Source organism: Aliiroseovarius conchicola (assembly GCF_041403445.1).
GTDB classification, from domain to species: Bacteria; Pseudomonadota; Alphaproteobacteria; order Rhodobacterales; family Rhodobacteraceae; genus Aliiroseovarius; species Aliiroseovarius conchicola.
Genome location: NZ_JBGEHL010000004.1, coordinates 127557 through 153745, shown reverse-complemented (window position 1 = coordinate 153745; position 26189 = coordinate 127557). Strand labels below are relative to the sequence as shown.

22 protein-coding genes, 3 tRNA genes and 1 pseudogene are annotated in these 26189 nt (G+C 55.2%); 13 read left to right on the top strand and 13 right to left on the bottom strand.

Annotated features, from left to right (window positions below; translation table 11 throughout):
• Positions 1-50: 50 nt before the first annotated feature.
• From trhA to tpiA, 3 genes are all read right to left on the bottom strand, one after another.
• A complete protein-coding gene (gene trhA / locus V6N04_RS08860; protein WP_371169785.1) occupies positions 51-692 on the bottom strand; it encodes a PAQR family membrane homeostasis protein TrhA in 642 nt (213 codons plus the stop codon).
• Positions 693-837: 145 nt separating this feature from the next.
• On the bottom strand, positions 838-2235 hold the full coding sequence (locus V6N04_RS08855) for a pyridoxal phosphate-dependent decarboxylase family protein (protein ID WP_371169784.1): 1398 nt from the start codon (positions 2233-2235) through the stop codon (positions 838-840).
• Positions 2236-2297: 62 nt separating this feature from the next.
• A complete protein-coding gene (gene tpiA / locus V6N04_RS08850; protein WP_371169783.1) occupies positions 2298-3044 on the bottom strand; it encodes a triose-phosphate isomerase in 747 nt (248 codons plus the stop codon).
• A gap of 144 nt (positions 3045-3188) precedes the next feature.
• Here tpiA and V6N04_RS08845 point away from each other — a divergent pair, with 144 nt between their 5' ends.
• Entirely contained in the window at positions 3189-4115 is a 927-nt protein-coding gene (locus tag V6N04_RS08845; RefSeq protein ID WP_371169782.1) for an isopenicillin N synthase family dioxygenase, read from the top strand.
• Here V6N04_RS08845 and V6N04_RS08840 read toward each other — a convergent pair.
• The 3 genes from V6N04_RS08840 to V6N04_RS08830 form a co-directional block, all read right to left on the bottom strand.
• Complete coding sequence (locus V6N04_RS08840) at positions 4112-4423, bottom strand: TfoX/Sxy family protein (protein ID WP_371169781.1); 312 nt, start codon at positions 4421-4423, stop codon at positions 4112-4114. The two genes, V6N04_RS08845 and V6N04_RS08840, sit on opposite strands and share 4 nt — an antisense overlap.
• Positions 4423-4797, bottom strand: coding sequence for a HesB/IscA family protein (locus tag V6N04_RS08835; protein WP_371169780.1), 375 nt, complete (start codon positions 4795-4797; stop codon positions 4423-4425). The genes V6N04_RS08840 and V6N04_RS08835 overlap by 1 nt, the downstream gene beginning before the upstream one ends.
• A gap of 78 nt (positions 4798-4875) precedes the next feature.
• On the bottom strand, positions 4876-5241 hold the full coding sequence (locus V6N04_RS08830; RefSeq protein WP_371169779.1) for an SUF system Fe-S cluster assembly protein: 366 nt from the start codon (positions 5239-5241) through the stop codon (positions 4876-4878).
• Between the two features lie 355 nt (positions 5242-5596).
• On the opposite strand from V6N04_RS08830, the gene V6N04_RS08825 reads away from it, so the two are divergent.
• The 3 genes from V6N04_RS08825 (at position 5597) to lon (ending at position 9651) form a co-directional block, all read left to right on the top strand.
• A complete protein-coding gene (locus V6N04_RS08825) occupies positions 5597-5821 on the top strand; it encodes a hypothetical protein (protein WP_371169778.1) in 225 nt (74 codons plus the stop codon).
• Positions 5822-5909: 88 nt separating this feature from the next.
• On the top strand, positions 5910-7052 hold the full coding sequence (gene tgt, locus V6N04_RS08820) for a tRNA guanosine(34) transglycosylase Tgt (protein ID WP_371169995.1): 1143 nt from the start codon (positions 5910-5912) through the stop codon (positions 7050-7052).
• Positions 7053-7245: 193 nt separating this feature from the next.
• Positions 7246-9651: an endopeptidase La gene (lon, locus tag V6N04_RS08815; RefSeq protein ID WP_371169777.1), complete on the top strand. Its 2406-nt coding sequence runs from the start codon at positions 7246-7248 to the stop codon at positions 9649-9651.
• Between the two features lie 201 nt (positions 9652-9852).
• On the opposite strand, the gene V6N04_RS08810 is transcribed toward lon, so the two are convergent.
• Positions 9853-10854: a GlxA family transcriptional regulator gene (locus V6N04_RS08810; RefSeq protein ID WP_371169776.1), complete on the bottom strand. Its 1002-nt coding sequence runs from the start codon at positions 10852-10854 to the stop codon at positions 9853-9855.
• A gap of 205 nt (positions 10855-11059) precedes the next feature.
• Between V6N04_RS08810 and V6N04_RS08805 the strand changes: the two genes are divergently transcribed.
• The 5 genes from V6N04_RS08805 to V6N04_RS08785 all read left to right on the top strand — a co-directional run bounded on the left by V6N04_RS08805 (position 11060) and on the right by V6N04_RS08785 (position 14031).
• Positions 11060-11135, top strand: a tRNA-Val gene (locus V6N04_RS08805).
• Positions 11136-11210: 75 nt separating this feature from the next.
• On the top strand, positions 11211-11807 hold the full coding sequence (locus V6N04_RS08800; protein ID WP_371169775.1) for a histidine phosphatase family protein: 597 nt from the start codon (positions 11211-11213) through the stop codon (positions 11805-11807).
• 81 nt (positions 11808-11888) lie between these two features.
• A tRNA-Asp gene (locus V6N04_RS08795) sits at positions 11889-11965 on the top strand.
• Between the two features lie 184 nt (positions 11966-12149).
• A tRNA-Asp gene (locus V6N04_RS08790) sits at positions 12150-12226 on the top strand.
• A 236-nt stretch (positions 12227-12462) separates the two neighbouring features.
• Positions 12463-14031, top strand: coding sequence for a cation:proton antiporter domain-containing protein (locus V6N04_RS08785; protein ID WP_371169774.1), 1569 nt, complete (start codon positions 12463-12465; stop codon positions 14029-14031).
• A 103-nt stretch (positions 14032-14134) separates the two neighbouring features.
• Here V6N04_RS08785 and V6N04_RS08780 read toward each other — a convergent pair whose 3' ends face one another.
• Positions 14135-15511: a M20/M25/M40 family metallo-hydrolase gene (locus tag V6N04_RS08780; RefSeq protein WP_371169773.1), complete on the bottom strand. Its 1377-nt coding sequence runs from the start codon at positions 15509-15511 to the stop codon at positions 14135-14137.
• 274 nt (positions 15512-15785) lie between these two features.
• Between V6N04_RS08780 and hemA the strand changes: the two genes are divergently transcribed.
• From hemA to ispG, 4 genes and pseudogenes are all read left to right on the top strand, one after another.
• Positions 15786-17009, top strand: coding sequence for a 5-aminolevulinate synthase (gene hemA, locus V6N04_RS08775; RefSeq protein ID WP_371169772.1), 1224 nt, complete (start codon positions 15786-15788; stop codon positions 17007-17009).
• 113 nt (positions 17010-17122) lie between these two features.
• Positions 17123-17374, top strand: a pseudogene (locus tag V6N04_RS08770) (helix-turn-helix domain-containing protein); the annotation flags it as partial.
• Positions 17375-18409 (top strand): DUF4115 domain-containing protein, encoded by a 1035-nt coding sequence (locus tag V6N04_RS08765; RefSeq protein ID WP_371169994.1) that lies wholly within the window; start codon positions 17375-17377, stop codon positions 18407-18409.
• A 96-nt stretch (positions 18410-18505) separates the two neighbouring features.
• Positions 18506-19627: a flavodoxin-dependent (E)-4-hydroxy-3-methylbut-2-enyl-diphosphate synthase gene (gene ispG / locus V6N04_RS08760; protein WP_371169771.1), complete on the top strand. Its 1122-nt coding sequence runs from the start codon at positions 18506-18508 to the stop codon at positions 19625-19627.
• 484 nt (positions 19628-20111) lie between these two features.
• Here ispG and V6N04_RS08755 read toward each other — a convergent pair whose 3' ends face one another.
• The 5 genes from V6N04_RS08755 to V6N04_RS08735 all read right to left on the bottom strand — a co-directional run bounded on the left by V6N04_RS08755 (position 20112) and on the right by V6N04_RS08735 (position 26179).
• Positions 20112-20489: a hypothetical protein gene (locus tag V6N04_RS08755; protein WP_371169770.1), complete on the bottom strand. Its 378-nt coding sequence runs from the start codon at positions 20487-20489 to the stop codon at positions 20112-20114.
• Positions 20490-20610: 121 nt separating this feature from the next.
• Positions 20611-22170 (bottom strand): Hint domain-containing protein, encoded by a 1560-nt coding sequence (locus V6N04_RS08750; protein ID WP_371169769.1) that lies wholly within the window; start codon positions 22168-22170, stop codon positions 20611-20613.
• A gap of 420 nt (positions 22171-22590) precedes the next feature.
• Positions 22591-23115 carry a toxin-activating lysine-acyltransferase gene (locus V6N04_RS08745; protein WP_371169768.1) on the bottom strand — a complete coding sequence of 175 codons (525 nt, stop codon included), beginning with the start codon at positions 23113-23115 and terminating at the stop codon, positions 22591-22593.
• Positions 23115-24464, bottom strand: a complete 1350-nt coding sequence (locus V6N04_RS08740) for an HlyD family type I secretion periplasmic adaptor subunit (protein ID WP_371169767.1) — start codon at positions 24462-24464, stop codon at positions 23115-23117. Before V6N04_RS08740 ends, V6N04_RS08745 begins: the two co-directional genes overlap by 1 nt.
• Positions 24464-26179, bottom strand: a complete 1716-nt coding sequence (locus V6N04_RS08735) for a type I secretion system permease/ATPase (RefSeq protein ID WP_371169766.1) — start codon at positions 26177-26179, stop codon at positions 24464-24466. The genes V6N04_RS08740 and V6N04_RS08735 overlap by 1 nt, the downstream gene beginning before the upstream one ends.
• Between the last annotated feature and the right edge of the window lie 10 nt (positions 26180-26189).

Sequence of the window (26189 nt, the reverse complement as noted above, 5' to 3'; positions counted from 1 at the left end):
AATACGACAGGTCTAGTCCATTCGCGTCATCGCACGCAGGATATTTGGCCTTAAGTGCCTGCAACCATCACAACAGCGGCATAATGTGCAGCCGCGCCAAGCAGCACATGAATGTGCCAGATCGCTCGGTTGAAGGGCAGATGTTCGCCAAGATGGAAAAATATACCCAGTGTGAACATCACCCCGCCACCAACCAAAAGCACCAGCACAATAGGGCTGAACGATGCGATCAGTGGTCCGATCATCAGCACAGCCATCCAACCTTGCATAAGTGTCAGCATGAAGCTGAGGCGCTGAAACCTTCGGAAGTAAAATATCTTCAGCGCGACACCGATAATGGCCAGAGTCCAAGCCGCCGCAACCAGCGCCATTCCCGTGGTACCGCCAATTCCGATCAGGGCTATCGGTGTGTAAGTACCTGCGATCATGATGTAAATTGCAGCATGATCAAATCGGCGCAATACGCGTCTTGCCGATCGGTGAAGTGTCATGTTGTACGCCGCGGACAGTGTGAAACTGGCAATCAATCCAGCCCCATAAATCACCATTGGGGGTAAGTGCCCCATCGGTGCGTCACCCATGGCCCAGTAAATTAGCGAGGCCGCGCCAAGCAGAGCGGCGAACACTCCAAAGCCGTGAACGACGCCATCGGCGACGTACTCGCGATATGTAAAGTCCTTCCCGAACTCCATTTGATTTCCCCTTTCGCCTATCTAATAGATAAAGACCAAAACGGGCGCCGGCATGCCGAAATGCGGTAAATAAAATGTCAGCCGCAAGTGACATGACCCGCTACCAGTTTATACGCTGGCACAGAAATGTAAAGATTTCCTGATCTTAGAGGTCTTGCGATAGCTCGCGGAGCACTTTGGGGATCATCATCACATCGTCTCGCGTGCTGGTGAATTGTCCTACGGCGACACGAATGACGTAAGCTCCGTCGTGATTGGTTTGTGTCAGATAGATACGGCCATCTCGGTTCACACGCTCAAGTAATTTCGCCGTTTTCGCATCGTCCTGATAGCGAAACGAAAAGAGCGAGAGGATAGGGGGTGTGGTGATCTCAAACCCCGGTAAGGCCGCGATTTCATCCGCAACTTCTGCTGTCCAGTTTACATGGTTTCGAATGCGATCACGCAGGCCTGAAAGACCTTCAGAGCGCAACAGGAACCACAATTTCAGCGCGCGGAAACGACGGCCAAGGGGCAGGGTCCATTCGTTGTAATTGACGATCTCGTCATCGCCTTGGGTCTTCAAATACTCAGGCCGCAGTCCCATCGCACCGATCTGAGGCGCGGGATCGCGCAGGAATTGCACAGCACAATCAAACTGCGCCCCCAGCCACTTGTGCGGATTGAAAATGACGCTATCGGCATTCTCGACCCCGGCCCAAAGCGTGCGGTACTCCTCGCATATCATCGCTGATCCGGCCCATGCTGCGTCGACATGGACGGTCAGGCCATGCCCGTGTGCCACGTCGATGCAAGCCGCGATGTCGTCGCACGCCCCGATGGAGGTGCCGCCGACACACAAGACAACGCCCGCAGGCTTCAGTCCTGCCGCCAGATCGGTCTTGATCAATGCGTCCAGCGCGTTTGGGTCCATTGACCATGTCGGGTGGCCGCGGATTATCGGTACTTTGACCAGATTATTTTGCCCGATGCCCGACAGGCGCACCGCTTTGTCGACGCTTGAATGGGTCTGTGCGCTGGCGTAGATGCGCAATGTGGGCGCGCCAGCCAAGCCCTTGGTGATACCTTCGTGCCCCAAGGCCAGCTCGCGCATCGTGGTGACGGCCGAGAATGTCGCAGTGGTCGCGCTGTCGTGAATTGTTCCGGTGAAATCATCGGGCAAGCCCATCCCATCGCGCAGCCAACGGATGACAAGTTCTTCCATTTCGTTGGCGGCAGGGGCGGTTTGCCACAGCATGGCTTGTGCGGAGATCGCGTTGGCCAATTGCTCTGCCAACATCGATGCCGGGGCGGCGTTGGCCGGGAAATACGCAAAGAACCTTGGATGCTGCCAGTGTGTCATGGCATCCGGCACCAGCCGCGTGAAATCATCAAAGATCGCCTCGATCGGCTCCGGCGTTTCGGGCACAGGGGCTTCGATCTTGGCCAGAAACTCTCCTGGCGCAATGTTTGGGCGCACTGGCCGATCCCGCAATCCAGCGTGATAGTCCCGTGCCCAATCGGCCGCACGGTTTTGCCAGTCTGCCAACTCTGAGAAATCCATCCTGCGCTCCTCCTTAATATAGTTGACTTGTTAACTACTATTGGGCGCAGGTCAAGCCACTCTCAGGCGTTCTCAAGTGCAGTGATGATCGGGGAAAAGTCCGAGGCCTTCAGGCTCGCACCGCCCACCAACGCGCCGTCGACGTTGGACACAGCAAAAATCTCTGCTGCATTGGACGGTTTTACGGACCCGCCATAGAGAATGCGGATCGAACGGCCCACGCCTTCGCCAAATCGGCGCTCTAATCGGGTGCGGACAAAATCGTGTACGTCTCCGATCTGATCCAGCGTCGGCACTTTGCCAGTGCCAATCGCCCAAATCGGCTCATAGGCAACCACAAGGTTTTCGCCTGTCACAACATCGGGAATAGATCCTGCCATCTGGCCGCCGATGATATCGAGTGTGTTGTTCGCCTCACGCTCGGCCAGGCTTTCGCCCACACAGACCACAACTTTAAGACCTGCTGCCAATGCACTAACCACTTTGTCACGCACGTCACGGTCGGACTCATCGTGATCTTCACGGCGTTCTGAATGCCCCAAGATGACATGGCTGGCACCGGCATCGACCAGCATGCCAGCAGAAATGTCGCCCGTATGCGCGCCAGACGTCGCGGCGTGGCAATCCTGACCACCGATAGAGATCTGTTGTGACGCCGCCTTGACCGCACGCGACACAAGGGTCGATGGCGGGCAGATCAGTATTTCGCATCCGGGGGCGGGATGCGCGTTTGCCAGCGCCTCCAACTCGGCAAGGCTTGCACCGGTTCCGTTCATCTTCCAATTGCCTGCTGCCAGTTTGCGCCGCATGTCTGATCACTCCTTATGGGTTGCTTTGTTTGTCTGACGCATGGCTTGGGCCGTCAAGCCCCATGCAAGTGGTCAATTGTCCTTGCGCGCTTGTCGTCTGTTGCTAAAACGCGTGTGACACCTTGTGTAGAAAAGGCCGATGTGATGATCCCCAGACTGGATGCAGCCAAGATAGCTGCACGTGATCCCGAAACGATGTCGGCTTTGCGCCACGGTGTCGAGGAAGTCGGCTTTCTGACAATCCACAACACTGCGATCAACCCTGATCAGATTTCCAGTGTGATTGACGCCTATCGCCGTTTCTTCGACCAGCCTGATCAGGAAAAATCCGCCGTTGATATGGCAAAAACCGGTGCCAATCGGGGCTGGGGGGCTGCTGGGGGCGAACAAGTCGATCCCGATGCCAATCCTGACTACAAACAGGTTTTTGATTGTGGGTTTCAGTTGGATGCCGACGATCCGCTGCGCGCGCAGAACCTGTCGGTCTACGGTGACAACCAGTGGCCCGCTCTGCCTGGATTTCACGAGGCTGTTCGCGGCTATTACCTACAGGCCTTGGACGTAGCTATGGACCTTTTGCGCGGTATTGCAGCCGCGATCGGCGAGGATGAGAGCCATTTTGATGCGGCCTTCACCCGGCCCATGGCGCTTTTGCGTGGCAACTACTATCCGCCGCGCCCGGATTGGGCAGGGAAGAAGGATTTCGGGATTGCCGCCCATACGGATTATGGGTGCTTGACGCTTTTGGCATCAGACGGTGTTGCCGGGTTGGAGGTGATGGGGGCTGATGGAAGCTGGATCAAAGTCAACGCACCGGTGGGCGAGTTCGTGATCAATTTCGGCGAGATGTTAGAAATGTGGACCGGTGGCCGGGTTAAAGCGACGCTACATCGCGTTGTCGGTACGGGAAAGGAGCGGATTTCGGTGCCAATGTTCTTTAACCCGAACCACGATACAAACGTCGCTCCGGTTGGGGCTGACCATGTGATCTTGGCCGGGGATCATATGAAGAAACGGTTTGATGAAACCTATCTGCACCTGATGCAGAAACGAAAAGCCGACGCACTTTAGGCGAGTGCTGCCAAGGCGCGACGGGCCCACTCGCAGGCCAGGTCGGGGTCGTCCAACGCGGCCTCTGGCATGGTCCAATACCCCATGGTTTTGCCATCCATGCCAAAGATGCGGCTGCCTTCTGCCTCCATGGCTTCGGCGAATGCGCCCTTGGCTTTCAAGAAAATCTCGCCGTCGCTGGACAGGATCGCGAAGACCTGCCCCTCGCTATAAAACGTGGCCCCGCCCATCATATTGCGATGGGTCAGCGGGCCAAGCCCTTCCAGCAGCTCTTTGACAAAGGCGATATCGCTGTCGGTGACCGACATCAGGGCCTTGCTGTATCAGCGGTCAGATCGTCGTCGAATTTAATGGATTCTCCGCAGCCGCAGGCTTCGCTGACATTCGGGTTCTTGAACTTGAAGCCCGCCTCAAGCAGCGAGACTTCGTAATCAATCTCGGTTCCGAACAGAAACATTTGGGCCATAGGGGCGATCAGGATGCGCGCGTCACCTTGTTCGACAACCTCATCATGGGCTTCGACATCATCAACATAGTCCATGGTATATTCCATGCCCGCGCAGCCGCCTTTCTTGACGCCAATGCGCAATCCCTGATGCCCACCCGAGGTCATCAGCTTCGCGATTTGCGCCTCAGCGGCGGCCGTCATGGTGATCGGCGATTTGCCGGGTATGCCAAACATCGAATTCTCCTTCATCCTTAAGCTAAGCGCTCAAAGGCGCGTGCTCAAGGTCTGCCCGGGGCAGGGTGTGCGTTCGGACTACATGAATCCCAGTTCAAGCCGGGCTTCATCGGACATCATTTCCATGCCCCAGGGCGGATCCCAAGTCATGTCAACATTTACCTGTTTTACACCTGCGACGGGCTCGATCGCTTCGATCAGCCAACCGGGCATCTCACCGGCGACCGGGCAACCCGGAGCCGTCAGGGTCATGATCAGATCAACTTCGTTTTCCGCGTTGATTTCGATCGTGTAAACAAGACCGAGATCATAGATATTCACCGGAATTTCAGGGTCATAGACCGTCCGGCATGCCTCGACCACACTATCGTAGAGCGGATGCTCCACCGACGAGGGTTTGATCAGCGGTTCGCCTTCGATCTTGTCATGGGTGTTCATGGTCATCGTGCTATTGTCCTAATCCTGAGTTTTCATATAGGGATTACGATTGCCAAGGTCCATAGGTCCTGTGCACGGAACGCAAGCGGTGTTGGCAACGCGCGACGCAGCACGATGTAGTGAATTGGTCGCCATCACACGATGAATGAGCCGCAATGTCTCGTTTTTCGCGCCTCTAGTTTGGGCGCTAACAGAGATAGGAAATTGCGCCCCAAGCTGTGTTCTTGATCACAACCCTTTGATGCGTAATCGCCTATAATTCGCCACAAAATGGACGTGTTCGCCAAAGAGTTTTTACCAATGATTACGCCGCAGGTTACGCCAAGTGGCGCTCGCATATTCTCAGCCAGGAGCCTGACAAGTGATATCGACGGAAGATAGGAACAATGAAGCGCAAACCTGTGCAGGCCAATTGGATCAGGCGGCGCGCATGGTGCAGGATGTTGCCTATGCGTTGGCCAGTCGTGTGGACAATACCACATTAACGGAATTGATGCTGGTCAGCCGCAAACTGGAAAGGCTAACCGAGCGGTTGAACACCGACGGACTTGGGGACACAAAACTGGGCGGTGGCGACCCCGTTTGATCTGAAATTGGTGTAAACCTGTTAAAAACACAGCGTGCAAGGGTGAAATTGCTTGGCAATCGCGTCCCTATGGGCCAAATGCACCGTCATGCAAAACCAAAACCCAACCCGCTTCAAGTTTTCCCTGAATGCCACAGACGGCAAAGCCCGCACCGGGGTGATCGACACCCCGCGCGGCCAAATTCGTACGCCGGCGTTTATGCCGGTTGGAACGGCCGCAACTGTGAAGGCCATGATGCCGGAAAGTGTCGCGGCGACGGGTGCGGATATTCTGCTGGGCAACACCTATCACCTGATGCTGCGCCCCACTGCCGAGCGCGTTGATCGGCTGGGCGGCCTACATAAGTTCATGAACTGGGACAAACCCATTCTGACCGACTCGGGTGGGTTTCAGGTGATGAGCCTTGCGGGGTTGCGCAAGTTGACTGAAAAGGGTGTGACATTCAAATCCCACATCGACGGGTCAAAACACGAATTGACGCCTGAGCGCTCGATGGAGATCCAGAAGCTGCTGGGTTCCGACATCGTGATGTGTTTTGACGAGTGCCCTGCGCTGCCCGCTGACCGGGATCGGATCGCTGAAAGCATGCGTCTGTCGATGCGCTGGGCAGAGCGGTCGCGTGATGCGTTCGGGGACCGTCCGGGGCATGCGCTTTTCGGCATTATGCAGGGCGGGCTGGAGCGTGATTTTCGCGAGGAAAGCGCCGAGGCGCTAAAGGACATCGGGTTCGAAGGCTATGCGGTCGGCGGATTGGCAGTAGGCGAGGGGCAGGAGGCGATGTTTGATTGCCTCGACTTCGCACCCGATATGCTGCCGACGGACAAACCGCGTTATCTTATGGGGGTTGGCAAGCCCGACGACATTGTGGGCGCTGTGAAACGCGGCATCGACATGATGGATTGCGTGCTGCCGTCACGGTCTGGGCGCACCGGGCAGGTTTTCACCCGTCACGGTGTTCTGAACATCAAAAACGCGCGTCACCAAGACGATCCACGGCCCTTGGATGAAAACTGCGCCTGTCCGGCGTGCCAGAGCTATTCCCGTGCCTATTTACACCATGTGTTCCGCTCGCAAGAGATGATCTCGGGCATGCTGCTGACATGGCACAATCTGCACTACTTCCAAGATATCATGCAGGGAATGCGTGACGCGATCACGGCCGGTACGTTCGCCCAATGGGAAGCCGATTTCCACGCGGGCCGCGCTGCCGGCGATATCGAGCCGATTTAAAGCTTTCTCAACCTGATCATGCTTAATTCAGGCGCGCTTTCCCCTTGTCGTCGCCCCGCGGCAGGGGCAAAGTGTGCGGGCATGACGGGTTGACGTTGGGCGGCACGGCCCCCATCTGAATACTCCGAAAGAGGAGGCGCCCCAGCTGCCTGATGTTAGGGGCAGGGCGCTTTGCCAAGAATAAGGAAAACCTATGAGTGAGCAACTGAGCCAATCCTTCCCAGTCCTGCCCCTGCGCGACATCGTGGTCTTTCCCCACATGATCGTGCCGCTTTTCGTTGGACGCGAAAAATCCGTGCGGGCGCTGGAAGAGGTGATGGCAGACGACAAGCAAATCCTTCTGTCCAGCCAGATTGACCCGTCGATTGATGAACCCGACGTCGAAGGCATCTATGACGTAGGTGTGTTGGCCAATGTGCTGCAATTGCTGAAACTGCCCGACGGCACTGTAAAAGTGCTGGTCGAAGGTCAGTCGCGCGTGCGCATCACAGATTACGTCGACAATGCAGATTACTTTGAAGCGTTTGCTGAGATCATCGAAGAACGTCCTGGCGACCCGAACGAGGTCGAAGCGCTTTTGCGTTCGGTCGGCGATGAGTTTGAGCGTTACGCCAAAATCAAAAAGAACATCCCCGAAGAGGCGCTGGCTGCCGTGTCTGAGACGCGCGCACCTGACAAACTTGCCGACCTCGTGGCCGGTCATCTGGGCGTCGAAGTCGATCAGAAACAAGAGCTTCTGGAAACCTTCACCGTCTCGGAACGGCTTGAGAAGGTCTATGGCCTGATGCAGGGCGAAATGTCCGTTCTGAAGGTCGAGAAAAAGATCAAAACCCGCGTCAAAAGCCAGATGGAGCGCACCCAGCGCGAATATTATCTGAATGAGCAGATGAAGGCCATTCAGCAAGAGCTTGGCGATGGCGAAGAAGGCCAGAACGAGCTGACCGAGCTGGAAGAAAAGATCGAAGAAACCAAGCTGTCGGATGAAGCGCGCGAAAAGGCGGATGCCGAGCTGAAAAAGCTCAAAAACATGTCGCCCATGTCAGCGGAAGCCACCGTTGTGCGCAACTATCTGGATTGGATGCTCGGTCTGCCATGGGGCAAGAAAAGCCGCGTGAAGAAAGACCTGAACAACGCGCAAAAAGTGCTCGATGCCGATCACTACGGGCTTGAGAAGGTCAAGGAACGCATTGTCGAATATCTGGCTGTGCAGCAACGCTCGAAAAAGCTCAAGGGTCCGATCATGTGCCTTGTGGGCCCTCCCGGTGTGGGTAAAACCTCGCTCGGGAAATCGGTTGCCAAGGCGACGGGGCGCGAGTTCATTCGCATCTCGTTGGGTGGTGTGCGTGATGAAAGTGAAATCCGTGGCCACCGCCGGACCTATATCGGCTCCATGCCCGGTAAGATCATTCAGGCGCTGAAAAAAGCCAAAACCACGAACCCGCTGATCTTGCTCGATGAGATTGACAAGATGGGGCAGGATTTCCGTGGCGATCCCGCATCTGCAATGCTGGAAGTGCTTGATCCGGAACAGAACTCGACCTTCGTCGACCACTATCTTGAGGTCGAATATGACCTGTCGAACGTGATGTTCCTGACCACAGCGAACTCCTATAACATGCCGGGCCCGCTTCTGGACCGGATGGAGATCATCACGCTGGCCGGCTACACCGAAGACGAAAAGCGCGAGATCGCCTCGCGTCACCTTCTGCCTGATACGATTAAGGATCACGGTCTGAAAAAGGGCGAGTTCTCGGTCAGTGAAGGCGCGCTGACAGATATGATCCGTTACTACACCCGCGAAGCGGGCGTGCGGAACCTGAAGCGCGAGCTTGCCAAGCTGGCCCGTAAGGCCGTGACCAAGCTGGTGAAGAAAGAGGTCGAAGCGGTCGAAGTGACGCCCGAGCTTCTCGACGACTATCTGGGCGTGCGCAAGCATCGTTTTGGACTGGCAGAGCAGGAAGATCAGGTGGGCGTTGTCACAGGTCTGGCATGGACCAGCGTTGGCGGTGACCTTCTATCGATTGAAGCCCTGCGCCTTCCGGGTAAGGGTCGGATGAAGACCACCGGGAAACTTGGCGACGTCATGAAGGAATCAATTGATGCGGCCAGCTCCTATGTCCGCTCGATTGCACCACAAATCGGCGTGAAACCTCCGATGTTCGAAAAATGGGACATCCACGTGCACGTTCCAGAAGGGGCGACGCCCAAGGACGGCCCGTCGGCTGGTCTGGCGATGGTGACATCTATCGTGTCCGTCCTGACCGGCATTCCAGTGAAGAAAGACATCGCTATGACTGGCGAGGTTACGCTTCGCGGCAACGCGCTGGCAATCGGCGGCTTGAAAGAGAAGCTGCTGGCGGCATTGCGCGGTGGCGTCAAAACAGTGCTTATCCCGCAGGAAAACGAAAAAGACCTGCGCGAGATCCCGGACAACGTGAAAGAGGGGCTGACCATTATTCCCGTGAGCCACGTGTCCGAGGTTTTGGAGCACGCTTTGGTGCGTAAACCGGAAGCTGTCGATTGGGACGAAGCGGCCGAAGAGGCTGCAGCAAAGGCGCTGGCAACTCAGCATGCAGGCGCGGCACCTGTCGCGCACTGACGTTGGTTTTGTATGACATGAAAGGTGCGGGTTAATCCCCGCACCTTTTTGTTTGTCGCAATGTCAGGCGTGCCACGGTTGGAGTGTGCCACTTCAGCCTATCAGTGGTCACTGAAATGTCTGATAATCGCCTTCGCGCCTCACCAAAGTCGAGACAGCGAGTTTGCGACGAGCCGTAAGTGCCGGTGCTAGGTAAGACTGTTAACCTTGCCCAGTTGAGAACTTATGGGGCGACATGCCAAAGGCTTCACGAAAGCACTTTGAGAAATAGGCGCCAGAATCAAATCCGCAGGCTGTCGCCACATCAACCACCGCCATATCCGTTTCCGCCAACAAGATTCGCGCGCGTTGTAAGCGCATGTTTTGCAGATACTTCTTCGGCGTTGTGCTGAGATATTGACGAAACAGGCGCTCCATTTGGCGGCGCGACATACCAAGCTTTTCGGTGATCTCATCTAGGTTGATCGAATCTTCGAGATGCGCCTCGAAATGGGCGATGATCCGCACCAGTTTGTCATTGCGCACCCCGAGAGAGGCCGACGTCGAGCTTTGTTGCCGGTCGGTTTCGGATCGCTGCACGGTGTGAAGGCACATGTTCAACACCGCTTGCGCCAGAACCGGGCCATGAGTGTCATAGATCAGCTTGAAAAACAGGTCGGTTGCCGCTGATCCACCCCCGCAGGTGAGTATTCGTTTGTCCATTGTGTAGAGCTGTTCAACCGGCGTCAGGTCCGGGTAATGCTCGCGGAACGGGGCAATATTCTCCCAGTGCAGGGTGAATTTATGACCCTCCAGTATCCCAGCCCGCACGAGCGTATAAGCGCCCGTGCAAAGTGCGCCTACGGTACGCCCCAGACGCCACTGCTTGCGGGTCCAATCTGCGATCTTGGTGCTGACAGGCAATTCGGGCTGCACACCTGAACAGATAAAAATGCGGCAATTGGCAGGCGTGTCGTCCAGCGGGCAGTCGATCCCAATCTCGATACCGTTCGAACACCTCACATTGTCGCCATCTTCCGACATGGTCATCCAACGATACAGGCTTTGCCCCGTCAGTTGGTTTGCAATGCGCAATGGCTCGATGGCGGATGTGAAGGCCAACATTGACAGGTTGGGAACCAGCACAAAAACGATGGGCTCCGGCGCGTCGGGTGCGTCGATATCTACATGGGCGACGCCCTTGGGTACAACAGAAGCCGACATGATTGGGGTCCCGGGATATGAGCGTTTCCGCCATACCATACGCCTGGGCGGTTAAACTTCAACACCAACCGTTTGCTGTCTGCCCGGTGTGGGCCTCCTATCCGGCTTTGAAACAGGTCGATGAAGATCCTGCGAAAAAATTTTTCAATCTTTGGCAAAACCCCTCTTGCAATCCCCGGATTGGGAAGGCTATTAGCTGCCCATCGGGTCGTTAGCTCAGTTGGTAGAGCGCTTCGTTTACACCGAAGATGTCGGGAGTTCGAGCCTCTCACGACCCACCATCCCTCTTTCGCATTCTTTGATTGTCTGGCGCGGGATTTGCGTTAGCTTGGCGTTCTTACACTTGAGGGCGCACGATGACCAATTCCTATCCAGAGCTTTTCGTCATTCGACATGGTCAGACCGAATGGAATGTCGCCCGCCGCCATCAAGGGCGGTTGGATTCGCCTCTCACTGAAAAAGGGGTGCAGCAGGCCCATGATATGGGGCAAATGCTGGTGCGGACGTTCGGGCCGCGCACCGATTTGGTGGCGTATAGTTCGCCGCAAGGGCGGGCATTGCGTACGGCGAACCTGGCGCTGGAGCCCCTAGGCTGGTCCGTAACCCAGGATGCCCGGCTTCGCGAGATATCGTTTGGCGCGTGGGAGGGGCTTACACAAGCCGAGGTCGACGCCGGTTGGCCGGATCAAGCGACCTATGCCGAGCAAAACCCGATCGAATGGCATTTTTCGTCGCCCGGCGGTGAGGGGCTGCATGACCTGCAGGCCCGTGCTGACAGTTTTTTGCAGGACCTAACCGGGCCGACTGTTGTCTTCACGCACGGCATCCTGTCGCGTGTGCTACGGGCACGGTGGATGGGGCTGAACGAGCATGAAATGTTGGATCTTCCGGGCGGGCAGGGGATCATCTTTCACCTGTCCCCGACGCAGGGACATCAAACGATCGAAAAATAATCTACAAAATCTGCAATGGCCGCTTGACGGCCCCGGACGTGCAGCCTAGAACGCCCGAACAAGCCGAAAGGCTGGCAGTGAGCGGTTGTAGCTCAGTTGGTTAGAGTACCGGCCTGTCACGCCGGGGGTCGCGGGTTCGAGCCCCGTCAACCGCGCCACCACTGCCCGAAAGAAGCCCCGCCTTTGGCGGGGTTTTTTCGTTACTGGCGGGCTTTGGGTCTGGTGTTGAGCCTGCAAAAATCCCATCGATCAGAAGTGTCATCTTATGCATCCCAAATTCCGATGGCGGCTGTGTTTTTCCATTGACGCCCCCCAGAGCGCCCGCTATTCACGCCGCCACGCGCGGTTGTAGCTCAGTTGGTTAGAGTACCGGCCTGTCACGCCGGGGGTCGCGGGTTCGAGCCCCGTCAACCGCGCCATTTCTTCCCTGATCAATCCCAGCAATGTGCAACGATCGATCTGTGCTGTGAAACGGTTCAAATTTGCGCCGTTCCTCTATTCGTGCGCCTGCCAGTCTGAGGCGAAATTCATCACCACGACGGCGCGATGGGTGGCTTCGGTCGGGTTATCGTTGCTATCTTATCCTTGTTTTCGTTTTATTGATTTTCAAAGCGGAAATGGAACTTCGCTGAGTTGTGTAAAAAGGATCAGGGACATGGCGTTTGAAGTTTTTGCGATCACAACCGCCTTTGTGTTGGGTCTTTTGGCGCGCCAGATTGCGCTGCCTCCACTGGTTGGATTCCTTGTCGCTGGCTTTACCATCAATGCCATCGGGCCAAGCTTTGGGCTTCCGCTTGAAACCGGCCCCATTCTTGAACATCTTGCCCATCTTGGTGTGCTTCTATTGCTGTTTACTGTCGGCCTGAAGCTCAAGCTCAAACAGATCGGAGAGCTGCATGTCCTTGGTGGATCGTTGCTCCATTTTCTTGGCTCAATAATCGTCTTCACCCCGATCATGCGCTTTTTATTCACCGACACTTGGATGACAGCGCTTGTTTTGGCGATCGCGCTTGGGTTTTCCTCGACGGTTTTGGCGGCGAAGATTCTTGAATCAAAGCGAGAGATGGGAAATTTCCACGGGCGCGCCGCGATCGGTATTCTGATTATTCAGGACATCATCGCGCTTGTTGTGCTGGCGATATTCTCGGGCAAAGTGCCGGGGCCGTGGGCGCTTTTGATTTTTGCAACGCCATTGCTGCGGCCATTGCTTTACAAGGTTCTTGATCTCGCTGGGCATGACGAGGTTCTGGTGCTTTGCGGAATGCTCTTAAGCCTTGTGGTCGGCGGCGTCGGGTTCGAACTGATCGGATTGAAAGGCGAGATTGGCGCCCTTGTGATGGGTCTGCTGTTGTCCGGTCATACAAAGGCGAGCGAGCTGTCTAAATCCCTTTGGGCACTGAAAGAAGTATTCTTGGTCGGCTTTTTCCTGTCGATTGGCATGTCGGGTATGCCCGATTGGGGGGCTGTTTGGTTCGCGGTCATGCTGGGCCTGCTGTTGCCGCTGAAAGGCATTATGTTCTTCTTTCTGCTTCTCGCCTTCAAACTGCGCGCGCGCACATCGTTCCTAACTGCCTTGTCGTTGACCGCCTATAGCGAGTTTGGCCTTATTGTAGCTGCGGGCATTCCTGCGGCGGAATCGTTCCTTGTGCCCTTGGCAATCGCCGTATCGGTGTCATTTGTTGTCGCGGCCCCTTTGAACAGAATGGCGCATCCGCTTTTTGAAAGATTTGAGACCCAATTGACGCGCTTTGAGCGGAAGACGCGCCATCCGGACGAACAGCCGAAGAATCTTGGGGACGCGGATGTCATCATCTTTGGGATGGGGCGTACGGGTACGGCGGCATATCTTGAAGTGGAACAAAACGGCTATAAGCCCGTGGGGCTGGATGCGGACGCCTATGCAATGGAACGACACATAGAGGTTGGTCGCAATGTCATCTTCGCCGATGCCGAGGACAGCAGCTTTTGGTCAGCGGTATCACTGGACCAGGTTAAGGCGGCCATTCTTGCGATGGATGACCTAGAGGCCAAGGTGATCGCTGCGAGGATGTTACGAAAGAAAGGTTTCAATGGCCCGATTGTGAGCCACACTCTTTATGTTGAACAAGCAGAAGCGATTGCAGAAGCAGGGGCCGACCAGACATTGCTTACTATGCAAGAGGCGGGTCGAAGCCTTGCAGGCCATGCAATCGGTGTGATCTCTGAAGAACAGGAAACAGCCTAGACCCAGTCGCCACCTAGCCAAACAAACGCCACGTCGTTCATAAACTGGATCGATCAACTCAATGCTTCTGGGGCGAGTACACTTAAGTAGCCGCCCCAGTTTCTTATGACAGTTCAGCCAAAATACGCGCCCAGCTGCGGATGCCTTTATGAAAGCTCTCAAGATCGTATTTCTCGTTCGGGCTGTGGATATTGTCGTCATCCTTGCCGAACCCGATTAGCATCGCGTCAACGCCAAGGATGTCTTTGAAATAGCCCGCGATTGGGATTGAACCGCCGCATCCGGCGAAGGCTGCCGGGATGCCCCATTCGTCGCCAAGCGCTTTGCGGGCCTGTTCGAACAAAGGGTTGTCGGTCGAGACTTGCGCCGCTGGCGAGCCTTTCTCGGTCCGGTATTCGACGGTGAAGCCTTCCGGCAGGTTGTCTTCCAGATAGGTGCGGAAGCTTCTGCGGACCGCCTCGGGGTCTTGTTTGCTGACCAGCCGGAAGCTGATCTTGGCCGAGGCTTGGCTGGGAAGCACGGTTTTGAAACCATCGCCTGTGTAGCCGCCCCAGATGCCGTTCACGTCGCAGGTTGGGCGCGACCAGATCATCTCGATCGGCATGCGATCCTGCTCGCCCGCCGGGTGTTTCAGGCCGACGTCACCCAGGAAGGTTGCGTGATCGAAGCCAAGCCCTTGCCACTGCGCGCGCATCTCATCCGACAGCTCTTCCACGCCGTCATAGAAGCCGGGCAGGGTGATGCGGCCCGTGTCGTCGTGCAGATCGGCCAAAATGCGCGTCAGCACCCGGATTGGGTTCATCGCGACGCCGCCATACATGCCGGAATGCAGGTCACGGTCAGGGCCGGTGATGGTGAAATCCTCGCACGACATGCCGCGCAGTTGCGTGATGATGGCGGGGGTCTTTGATTCGAATAGTCCGGTGTCGCAAATGAGGGCGACGTCCGTGGTCAGCTCGTCTTTGTTCGCTTCCATGAATGGGATCAGGGACGGGGAGCCTGATTCCTCCTCACCTTCAAAGAAGAGAGAAATGCGGGCAGGCAGGCTGCCGTGAACGGCGATCCAAGCCCGGCAAGCCTCGACAAATGTCATCAGCTGCCCTTTGTCGTCCGATGACCCACGCCCGCGGATCACTTTGCCCGCTGGGGTGTTCTCTAATGCCGGTTCAAACGGCGGCGTGTCCCAAAGATCAAGCGGGTCGACGGGTTGCACGTCGTAGTGCCCGTAAAACATAAGATGCGGCGTATCAGCGGGCCCGTCGGCGTGGGCTACAACCATCGGGTGGCCTGGGGTCGGGCGTTTATCCGCTTGAAATCCAATCGTTTTCAGGTCTTCAACCAGCCAATCGGCAGCGGCTTGACAGTCGTCGGCATAAGCTGGGTCGGTTGACACAGAAGGGATGCGCAACAGCTCCAACAGGCGATCAATCGCGTCCGGCAGGTCCGCGTCGATACGGTCCAATACAGGGGTGAGCGACATGGGTAGGCTCCTCATTCGGGGAAATTTTGCCTGACCCTATCAGCCCCTACGGCACTGTCCAGCCCGAGGTCGGCCAACCACCGTTTGGGCGTAGTGTCGCGGATGAAGCAAAAAAGGTTTCGTTTGAGATGGATCAATGTCAAACCCTGCCCGAAACCGTTAACACGTCAATAAGCGACGCACAGGGCAATATATTCCTTTTTGAATATGTTGAAATGGTGATACCCTGTACATCGTGGGAACGAACAGGATCAGACCGCCGTCGGAGGTTACATTGGACTACAGCAACCAACTCGATGCAGCGCTTGAGCGCTTGCACGATGAAGGCCGCTATCGCACGTTTATCGAGATTGAGCGTCGTCAGGGCCAATTCCCACATGCCACCTGGAACAAACCAGATGGAACCGAAATGCCCGTCACTGTTTGGTGCGGCAACGATTATCTTGGCATGGGCCAGCACTCTGCTGTGCGTGACGCCATGCACGAGGCAATCGAGGCAACAGGCGCCGGGTCGGGGGGCACACGCAACATTTCGGGTACGACCGTGTACCACAAACGGTTAGAGGCCGAGATCGCGGATCTTCACCAGAAAGAAGACGCGCTGATCTTTACATCTGCCTACATCGCCAATGATGCGACCCTGTCGACATTGCCAAAGCTTTTTCCGGGACTGATCATCTATTCAGATGCGCTGAACCATGCGTCGATGATTGAAGGTGTACGCCGCAACGGTGGGGCCAAACGGATTTTCCGGCACAATGATCTGGATCACCTTCGTGAACTGCTAGAAGCCGACGACCCGGCCGCGCCCAAACTCATCGCATTCGAAAGCGTCTATTCGATGGACGGAGATTTCGGACCCATTGAAGCGATTTGCGACCTTGCCGATGAGTTCGGTGCGCTGACGTATATCGACGAAGTACATGCGGTCGGCATGTATGGCCCGCGTGGGGCAGGGGTGTCAGAACGTGACGGCCTTGCGCATCGTATCGACATTATTAATGGCACCTTAGCCAAGGCTTATGGCGTCATGGGTGGCTATATCGCGGCGTCAGCCAAAATGTGCGACGCGATCCGGTCATATGCGCCGGGCTTTATCTTCACCACCTCTCTGCCGCCCGCTGTGGCGGCCGGAGCAGCAGCGTCGGTCAAGCATTTGAAGACGGATCAAGGGTTGCGCGACGCCCATCAGACGCAGGCGAGCATCCTAAAGACCCGCCTGAAGGCTTTGGGATTGCCGATCATCGACCACGGGTCGCATATTGTTCCAGTGATTGTTGGTGATCCGGTTCATACCAAGCAGCTTTCCGATATGTTATTGGAAACATTCGGTATTTATGTCCAGCCAATCAACTTCCCGACTGTCCCGCGCGGCACTGAACGGCTGCGGTTCACGCCGTCTCCGGTACATGGCCCCAAGGAAATGGATGCGCTTGTCAGCGCGCTTGACAAACTTTGGTCCCATTGTGAGCTAAATCGCGCCGAGCTTTCTGCCTAACATAAATCGCGGACTGCACATTTCACAGGAATGTGTTAGGTTCCGTGTAGGGAAGGCAATGACGACGAATCGTTGGCTTCATTCGGGACATGTGAGGCACTAGGAGCAGTAGTATGATCGGGCGTTGGACCACGTCTCGGGTCGAGGAAGACGAGAAGCCATCCGGCTTTGACTCGTATGATCTTCGACTGGGGGACGTTATGCGCGGGGAACGCGCGACGCTCGGCAAATCGCTTCTTGATGTCCAACGCGAACTCAAGATCAAAGCCCCTTATATCGCAGCCATTGAAAATGCGGATGCCGATGCGTTTGATACGCAGGGGTTCATTGCTGGCTATGTCCGCTCTTACGCACGTTATCTTGGTATGGATCCCGAGTGGGCCTACGGACAGTTCTGTGCCGAAAGCGGCTTTACAACGGCGCATGGTTTGGCACCCGGCGCATCAAGCCTGTCGGAAAAACCGGCTAAGGTGACAAGGCGTGCTGATCACAGCGGGGACCCTCTGGCCAATCCCAACGCCAATTGGGTACCGCAAACCGAAAGCGTATTCGCCGGGATCGAGCCAGGGGCAATCGGATCAATCGCGGTTCTGACAGCGTTGATCGGTGCACTGGGTTTTGGCGGTTGGTCTGTCCTGCAAGAAATTCAACGGGTTGATTTCGCTCCGGTGGAACAAACCCCCGGTGTCTTGGCGGAACTGCCAGACATTGGAACGGGTCCATCCGGACTTGAAGGCGTTGGCGGGACCGATATTGTTGCGCAAGCAGGCGCTGGTTTGCAACGCCCGCCCTCAGCCGAGGCACTGGATCGTCTCTATCGTCCGCAAGCGCTGGATGTGCCGGTATTGACCCACCGGGATGCGCCGATTTCGACCCTTGATCCTTCAAGCGTTGGGATTCTGGCGCAAGCAGCGTCGCCCGTTCCTGGTGTTGCACCTGGTTCCCTTGCGACACCCGGCGCAATCAATACCGAGGCTCTTCAACTTGCGGCAGCGGGACGTGGCGCCTCGACGACCGAGGGAACAGCGCCCGACGCGATCCCCGGTGCGGTTCAGGTGCTTGGGGCCGAAGCTGCCGAAGTTGCTGTTTTTGCGGTTCGGCCTTCATGGATTCGGATCAAATCAGCCGATGGTACTGTGATTTTTGAAAAGATCCTCGATTCCGGTGAGCATTATGTCTTGCCGAAGACCGAGCAGGCGCCCGTCATGCGGACCGGCAATGCTGGATCGGTTTACTTTGCCGTCAACGGCACCGCTTATGGCCCCACTGGCGAAGGGGCATCAGTCGTTAAAAACGTGACCTTGTCGCCGGATGCCTTGACCGAAAGCTTCGCTTTGGCCGATCTGGAAAGTGATGCTGACCTCGCCACCTACGTGGCCGAGCTGAATGTGGCCCAGTAACGCCTCCTCCTTTGCATTAGGAACACGACATTCGCTTGTCGCCATCTCTTGGGCAGGCTATCTCTTGCCTTGAAAACTCCGGCAAGAGGCTGACCCATGTCCCACAATCCGATCCGTCCTTGGCGAGACATTGAGCGCCGCAAATCCCGCCAGATCATGGTGGGCAATGTACCTGTGGGTGGGGATGCTCCGATCGCAGTCCAAACGATGACCAACACCGACAGCTCGGACGTCAAGGCAACGCTGGCGCAGGTGATGGCAGCGGCCGAGGCGGGGGCAGATATTGTTCGCATCTCTTGCCCGGATGTTGGGTCCACCGCCGCGTTGAAAGAGATCACCGCCGAAAGCCCGGTGCCCATCGTTGCAGACATCCACTTTCACTATAAACGCGCGATCGAGGCCGCCGAAGCGGGGGCAGCCTGCCTACGTATCAATCCGGGCAATATCGGTGATGAGAGCCGCGTACGCGAGGTTATCAACGCAGCCAAGGATCACGGCTGCTCAATCCGTATCGGTGTGAACGCCGGATCACTTGAACGCCATCTGCTTGAAAAATATGGGGAACCTTGCCCCGAAGCGATGGTGGAAAGTGGGTTGGAGCATATCCGTATCCTCGAAGACAATGATTTTCAGAACTACAAGATCAGTGTGAAAGCCTCTGACGTGTTTCTATCGGCTGCCGCGTATCACGGGATTGCGGACGCCACTGACGCCCCAATACATCTTGGTATCACCGAAGCAGGCGGATTTGTGTCGGGCACCATCAAAAGCGCCGTTGGGCTGGGCAATCTGCTGTGGGCCGGGATCGGCGATACGATCCGCGTCAGCCTGTCGGCGGACCCAGTTGAAGAAGTCAAAGTGGGTTTTGAAATCCTGAAGTCACTTGGCTTGCGCCACCGGGGGGTCAACATCATTTCCTGCCCGTCCTGCGCACGACAAGGTTTCGACGTGATCAAGACCGTGGCCACGCTGGAAGAGCGTCTGGCACATATCCACACACCCATGAGCCTTTCCATCATCGGCTGCGTTGTGAACGGCCCAGGTGAGGCTTTGATGACAGATGTGGGGTTCACTGGTGGCGGTGCTGGCTCTGGGATGGTCTATGTGGCTGGTAAGCAGGATCACAAGCTCGACAACGAGAAGATGGTCGACCATATCGTCGAGCTTGTCGAGAAACGCGCGACCGAGATCGAGACGCAAGCGGCGAATGACCAATAGGGGGCGTTGCCCCCGAGAGCCTGCGGCTCTCACCCCCAGGATACTTTAGGAAAGAAAATGAGGCGGCCTTTCGCCCCCCTCATCATGAGATGTGGAACGTCGCGCACCTTTGACTCGATCCATCCGTTATTCTGAATCCTATCAACGAGCCACGTCATCCAATATTAGCCCAAACGTCAAGCATTTCTGACTCAAACCTTCCGTTAGCTGCGCTGTGTACGAACTGGTAAGATGCGGGACAAACCCGCCTTTTGTTCGCGCCGCTATCGCTGATGCAGAAAACGCTCGCGCCTGCAGCATGTCACTTGTTGCACCACGTCTGATGTCCCGCAAAGCCGTCGTTGAGACTTCGAATCCAGCAATCCAACCTCCTTGTGATAATACCTCGTTCATATCTGCGATTAACGTTCTCGAAAAATTTGGCGCCGTCGTAATCACTCAGAGAGTTCCCCACCCTAGAGAACTTCATTGCCGTTATATTGGCTTAGTCTTCCAACATGACCGCTACACCGGTGCCAGTCCGGACACCCCAACTGAGGGCACCAATCTGAACCTCGCTGACTTTTGCATTGATGACGGCGTTTGCACCGATTGCTGCTGCTTCTTCCTTGAGTTTCGCAATGACCGCCTCTGGTGTCGGGTTCGGGTGGAAGGCAGTTGTTTTGTTAACGGTGACCTTCAAATCGCTTAATTTCTGGTAAGAGCGGCCAGCTAGATCGCCAGATGTAACTTGAACTTGGTCCGCTGAGATGGGAGCGGATCGAGTTTGTGGCGGATCTTGACGGACATTTGATGTTGTCCAGGTATTGCACCCCGCAAGGCTGAGCGCGGCGCAGGTCAGGAGGATCGTATGTTTCAACATTGGTTTTCGTTTCTTTGATTGAAGTGGAAATACTCGATGCGCCCCAAAGTAACCGTTTGATCGGCCCCATCATGTATTCCGCAGGGGCCGATCGTCAGGTGTCACACTGGGAGCGCGTTGATTAGTGCAGTGTTCTTCGCTGCGCTTTGCCCTTTTTACGCTGCATGGACTGCATGGCCTTTCTTTGCTGACGGTTCAAAGCCGGCTTCTGGTCTGTTGCAATCACACTTGATGGCGCGTCGCCTTGCATTGCCATCGGTTCATTGCGTGGCATTGCCTCGAACCTGTCGCCCGAAAACGGTTGAACCGGTCCGCCATCCACCACCAAAGGTGCCGGCATGGCAGGGCGCTGACTTTCCCATTCACCTGCACGATATATGTCCTCAAGCGTTGTTTGTGAGCGCGCCAGAACGAAGTCTTCAGGGTTGGGAAGCTTATCTGACAGAACCCAGGCGAACAGCGTGATAAGATCGTGCTTCTTCAGGTGGACATAGCCCGCTTTGGGACCATCTTTGACCAACTCGCACCCGATGCTGTCCATGTATTCACGCATGGAGAAGTGCTGGCCATTGGGCAGCATCCACCGCGTGCCAAGGCGGAGTTTTTTCTTGTCCCGAACGCGTTCCTTACCGTCGACCTCTTCAATCAGGAAGGCCCAGAATTCTTCGTCATCTGCCGAGCCGACTTCACAACCTGTCGTGGCGCGGATCTGTGTGCCGTTCTGGTGCTGGATGATGCCGTCATCGCGCAGAATGTCGATCAGAGGCTCAAACTTGGTCGCACGCTTGCTGTCGGGGCGGTAATACACGTGGCCGGGAGTTACAAATGTTCCGTGGAAATCCAGGATGATCTTGGCTTCGTTCTTGAACGTGCGTTTGACCCGACCGGGGACCAAATCGCCGGTCGTTTCATCAAGCGACAGCACCCAATCATCGGCTCTGATCTGCTCGATGGGCTTTTGGGAACCGTCGGCCATTGTGATTAGGGTGCCCGCGAGGAAGCATTGGTCGAATCCAGAGCGTTCTAAAAATGTTTCCAAAGCGCTGGCGCGTAGCAGGGCATTAGAGTCTTCTGGGTAAAGAGCATTGAAAACTTCAACGGCTGCCGATACGGATAAATCTGAAAGGCTATTGATGACTTCGGTGGCACTCCAGGTTGAAACCCCCTCCACACTTCCCAATATGAGGCCTTGAGAAAAACTAACTCTTGCACCTAGGAATGATGAAACCTCTCCATTCGACGCAGATTCAAAGAAAATCCCAGCTTGAATGGAACCCACCTGCCCAATGGTTATTCCTAATAGTTCGCCTTGCTTTCCCAAAATGGCATTAGCACCTGCAAACCCTTCAAACTCGCTTACGTGAATGTACCCCGTGTCTGGATTGTAAGTGCCTTTGGCGGAGATTTCACCGCCTAAAAAGCTATAAGCTACGTTTAAGTTTATGGAAAGCTCATCTGATCCGGGAGCATATGTCGCCGCTCCTTCAATTCCTATTGGACCACTACCATATGCAAATCCACCGCCGAGGCTGCTATGCAACTCCGACATGGTCAGACCATTTATCGCGAGTTCGTTTATGACAGCAGGCAAACCTATGTTCACATTAATATCTGAGGTAAGACTTCCCTGATCATCGAGTGTGAAGGTTTCAGACTGCCCTCCGGATACTAAAACACCCATTAGACAAACTCCCTATATTTTGTTGAGGCGTGCCATGCTGACTTTACCAATCAGAAAAGCAGCAAACGACCAAATTAGGTAAAAAACTAAGGTGACCAAGCCGGAATTCAATCTACTTGCTACAGCCATCCCGATTAAGAAAACTAAGAGCATAGTTGTCACGCAGAGAAATACTCTAATAAACGTCATGTGCTTACTCAATTCTTCCGATCTGAAGATAATACGGTCAACGGTCTTTTCGATATCAATCATGATCATCATCTATTACTTGTCTCTCTTCTTATTCGCAGACGCTCAACTTTGGGTTCTTCGCCAATAGGGACACAGAAAGGCGCTCCGAGCCAGACTTGGAACGACAATAGGGCAGGCCTTACCATTCGTTATAATACTTCGATCACAAAGTGTCACAGTTCGTATTCCTCACCCGCTCACTCCCTTCAAAAAGCTTTCATTTTCTTCGCTCATATCGATCCCCTTGACTTTCGCTCCAAAGAACTTGCGAATGCGCTTTGATCCATCTTTCGCTTCCAGATCTGGCGCGAACCCGACTTGGTTGGGGAACACATTCTTTTTTAGATCTTCAGCGATTTTCAGGGCATGGCCATATGGCGCAATGAAGTCGATGAACCAAAGATGTTCGCCGCTATTCCAGGTCGATATCTTGAAGTCAAAATCCCCGGCCATATAGCCGCGTGCATCCTCGTCTGACATATAGGCCCAACTGACCCAGCCGATGGGGCGCTGCTCGGTCCTATAGATGCGAAACTGGTTGAAGTGGACGGGCGGTAGAACGGTTGCGACAAGTTCACCGATCGTCGCTTCTCGATACCTGTCAGAGACCAGAAACAGGTCCAAAACCTCGCCCTTCAGCTGCGCGAGTTTTTCGGGCGGCATTTTGTGCAGTAAGCCATCATGGCTCAGGAGTGTTTGCAATTTACTGGTCATCAATCTTCCTTAAACGCGCGGTCAACGGCATCAAATATTGGCGACAGAAGATAGTCTGCCATGGTCCGTTCCCCGGCAATTAAAAACACATCAGCAGGCATACCTGGAGAAAGCGTGACATCTGCTGGAAGTGTCGCCAAGGCCTCTTCTTTCACGCGCAGTCGGGCAAGGAAATATCGCTCTCCTGACGCTTCATCGGTGATGATATCTCCCGAGATGGTTTCTACAATCGCATCCAGCTTGTCGACCTTTTTTGCTTTGAATGCGGACAGCTGCACCTGCGCTGACATGCCTGCGGACACCAGATCAACATCCGTTGGCTTCACCCGTGTCTGGACGATCAAATCATCTTCGTCCTGAACAATGTCCATGAGCGGCACACCAGGGGACACGACGGCCCCAATTGTATGGACCTGCATGCCCAGCACAACGCCAGAGACGGGTGCACGAATGACAGCCCTATTCTGGCGGTCTTGCAGGGTGCGCAATTCTTGCCGGATATTTTCCGCCGCGACCTGTGCTTCCTGCAACTCACCCAACATCACGGATGCACGTTCGTTTTGCATACGAAGAATTTCGACATCCTGATCAAGGATCGATTGCTCTGATTTCGCAATGGACGCGATCAGCGCCCCAATTTCACCTTCCAGGGCAATCTCGTTGCGAGCCAGAGCATTCATTTCAGCCTCGGTCACAAGGCCCTGTTCTAGCAGTTTTCTCTTGGCGTCCAGCTCATGCGAGACCAGTTCCACCTCGCGCCTCTTGGCGGAAAGCTGTGCATTCAGACCCTCGATCTCGCGCCGAATTTGAACCTTGCGAGAGCTGGCCAGGTCGCGCGCGGATGAGGCCGAACCCGTCAAATTACGGAAAACGCCGAGATGGGTTGATTTGAAACGCTCAACTGTTTCCGGATTTGCATCCAGCCCACGTGTCACATCCGAGAAGTTTGGCTCGGCAAGAACGTCACGTTCAGCGATCAACCGTGCAATCTGCGCGTTTGTGTTGACCAACTGGACAGTGAATGCCTCTTTCTGAGATTGTTCAATCAAGTCCTGCACAATAAGCAGGGGGTCATTGCTGGTAACCGCATCCCCCTCTTGGACAAAGATTCCAGACACCAACCCTCCCTCAAGGTGCTGAATGGTTTTCCGATCCGAACTCAATACGATTTCACCGGGCGCGATGGCAGCCGAGTTGAGCGGTGCTATTGCGGCCCAAGTACCGAATCCAAGCAGCAACGGGATCAATATGGTCAATCCCACAAACATAGGCCCGCGGCCTGCATGAGCACGGTCATACGCAAACACGCGCCAGCGTGACTGTGGTGTATTCGGTGCCGCCAAGCTCATCAACCTGCCCTATCGATTTTCAAAGGCTGAACAGATTGATTGTTCCCGGCCAGTTTTTCCAACACCCCTTTTGCCGGACCTTCCAGCGCAACTTCGCCCGCTTTTAGCACAACGATTCTGTCTACGTGGTGCAGAAGTGCAGGTCTGTGCGCCACGATGACGGTTGTGATGCCACGCGACTTTGCATTCATTAAAGACTGCACAAGTGCTTGCTCACCCTCTGTGTCGAGGTTGGAGTTGGGCTCATCCAAGACAAGAACTTTCGGGTTGCCGTAAAAACAACGTGCCAGCGCGATCCGTTGCCGTTGCCCTCCGGACAGCGCAGCCCCATTCGCACCAATATCAGTTTGATAACCGTCAGGTAGCCCCAAGATGAACTCATGGACTTCTGCCGATTTTGCAGCATCAACTATAGCTGCATCTTCAGCCTCTACATCCATGCGCGCTATATTCTCAGCCACGGTGCCTGAGAAGAGTTCGATATCTTGCGGAAGATATCCAATCGCTGTTGCCAATTGATCGGGACGCCATTGATCCAGTGAAGCTCCATCCAGTGCTGCCGTACCAGAAGTCGGCCGCCTCACGCCCACCAGAAGTCGAGCAAGTGTCGTCTTGCCACTACCGCTAGGGCCAATAACCCCAACCAAACTGCCGGCTGGAAACTCAAGAGAAATCCCCCTGAGCAACCATCGTTTTGATCCCATGTCCTGATAGGCTGCATTCCTTAGTGATATCGCCCCTTTGGGTTCGGGAAGTTCCAGTCTGGGTCCCGATTGATCTTCGAATTCAAACACAGCAGACAGGCGCTTGTGCGCCTTCTTGATGTTTGTCCAGCCCTGATAAATGGAAACCGAAGCATCAAAGGGCGCAAGCGCCTTGCCGGTCAGCATATTGACGGCAATGATAGCTCCCATCGACATCTTGCCGTTGATGACCAACCAGGCACCAAGCCCCGTGATCAGGATTTGCAGACCCATTCGGAACGTTTTGGTCGAGTTTGTAATGATCGTCCCGATATTGCCTGCACGGTATCCAGCGTCCAGTGTTCCATCATTCTGCTCTCGCCAAACCCTGGTAGCTGAGGCCGTCATACCCATTGCTCGGACCACCTCGGCGTTTCGAACGACGGATTCAAGAGCCTGCATGGACTTAACCTGTGCATCCCCAGAGGATGCCAGAAGTCTTGATGGTGCGCGTTGCGCCAAGATCGCCAGGCCAAGAAGAACGATTGCCGAGATCGTCACGACAACGCCAATGGTCGTGTTGATCAAATATAGAACTACAAAGAATATTATCGCCCAAGGAGCATCCAACATACTGCCCATAGTTGGCGAAGCGATGAAATTGCGCACGGTACCCAGATCACGCATGGGCTGGGTACCGATATTCGGTCGGCGCAGTGACAAGGCAATCATCTTGTGAACGATTTCGGTCGAAAGCTTGTCATCCAACCACCGAGAGATTTGGGTGAACACAACTGAGCGCAATCCAGTGATCAGACCAGAGAACACCACTGATGCGACCACAATGATCGTCAACATTATCAGCGTGTTTTTTGATCCGCTAGACAGGACACGATCCAACACCTGCATCGAGTAAATCGGCACAGCCAGGCTCAGGAGGTTGATCACAAGACTGAATACCAATGCACCAATGAAGAGCGGGCGACACTCCTTGAGTGCCGCCTTCACAGGATCATTTTGTTCAAACGCCATTCCTAATACT